Here is a 715-nt window from a genome sequence, read left to right as displayed (position 1 = left end):
CATCGGTTTCGATCACTACATCGCCGACGTTGTCGACGTAGTAGGTGTCGACGCCATCACCGCCGATCATGGTGTCGGCACCTGCGCCGCCATTGAGGGTGTTGGCTGCAGCGTTACCGGTCAGAGTGTTGTCCAGCGCGTTACCGGTGCCGTTGATCGCATCGCCGGTGAGCACGAGGTTTTCCAGGTTGGCGCCCAGGGTCCAGTCCACCGACGCGCGCACGGTGTCGATTTCGCTGGCCAGCGTGCTGCTTTCAGTCACCGTGTCGCCGATGTTGTCGACGATATAAGTGTCATTGCCCAAGCCGCCATTCAGGACGTCGGCACCCGCGCCGCCATCGAGGATGTTGTTGCCCGAATTACCATTGATGTAGTTAACGCCGCTGTTGCCGGTGCCGTTGAGATTGGCGGTACCGGAAAGCGAGAGGGCTTCTATGTTGGCGCTCAAGGTGAAGTCGACCGACGACCAGACACTGTCGATCTCGCCGGCCAGGGTGCTGGTTTCCACGATGGTGTCGCCGACGTTATCGACGATATAGGTGTCGTTGCCGAGGCCGCCAATCAATGTGTCAGCGCCTGTGCGGCCATCAAGGATGTTATTGCCATCGTTACCGGTGATACGGTTATTGACCGAGTTGCCGGTACCGTTGAGGTTGCCAGTGCCGGTCAGGATCAGGTTTTCGACGTTGTTGCCGAGGGTGTAATCGATGGACGC

The 715-nt window shown here is 59.0% G+C and carries 1 protein-coding gene; it reads right to left on the bottom strand.

Going from position 1 to position 715, the window contains the following annotated elements; translation table 11 throughout:
* Window positions 1-715 (bottom strand): calcium-binding protein (locus PMI23_RS28545; protein ID WP_007950350.1); only part of this gene is annotated, 715 nt, incomplete at both ends.

The organism is Pseudomonas sp. GM24 (genome assembly GCF_000282235.1).
In the GTDB taxonomy this organism is placed as follows: domain Bacteria; phylum Pseudomonadota; class Gammaproteobacteria; order Pseudomonadales; family Pseudomonadaceae; genus Aquipseudomonas.
The sequence above is the reverse complement of the archived record's forward strand: the minus strand, read 5'-3'. Positions and strand labels throughout refer to the sequence as shown.